The sequence below is a fragment of the Marinifilum sp. JC120 genome (assembly GCA_004923195.1).
Taxonomy (GTDB): Bacteria; Desulfobacterota; Desulfovibrionia; order Desulfovibrionales; family Desulfovibrionaceae; genus Maridesulfovibrio.
In genome coordinates this window covers 1-505 of sequence record RDSB01000169.1, presented here as the reverse complement: position 1 = coordinate 505, position 505 = coordinate 1, and the positions used below count along the sequence as shown (strand labels likewise).

Annotated in this window: 1 protein-coding gene; it reads right to left on the bottom strand. The window is 46.3% G+C overall.

All coding sequences use genetic code 11. The features are described from left to right. Nucleotides 1–49: 49 nt before the first annotated feature. Complete coding sequence (locus D0S45_20800) at nt 50–262, bottom strand: hypothetical protein (protein TIH06009.1); 213 nt, start codon at nt 260–262, stop codon at nt 50–52. Nucleotides 263–505: the final 243 nt, after the last annotated feature.

Here is a 505-nt window from a genome sequence, read left to right as displayed (position 1 = left end):
CTCTTCTGTTTCTTTTCGAACAAGTCTGTCTCTTGACTTACTCTTCTCACTATGCACCTTCGTGAGCGTCTCCCCACGCTTTCTCTTCCGTTTCTTTTTGGACAAGTCTATCTCTTGACTTACTCTTCTCACTATGCACCTTCGTGGTGGGCGTTTTGGACAAGTCTGTCTCTTCACTTATTATTCTCACTATCCACCTTTGCGAGCGTTGCGGGTTTTCAAAACACTTGGCGAGGTCCGGAATCTTACCAAGTAATAACATTTAACCTCGAGAGACGAGCTCGTGTAAAGTTGGGAATTCGTTAAGGAGCTGTTGCTTTGTTAGTGTAGAAACACTTGTGTAGAATTGGGGATTGTTTTTTTTGGAGTGATTTAGGGGAGGGTCGAATCTTAGCGACAAAGGGCTGAATCTCAGTGGATCGTGGCAGCAAGGCCACTCTGCCACTTACAATACCCCGTCGCGTATTTAAGTCGTCTGCAAAGGATTCTACCCGCCGCTCGGTGG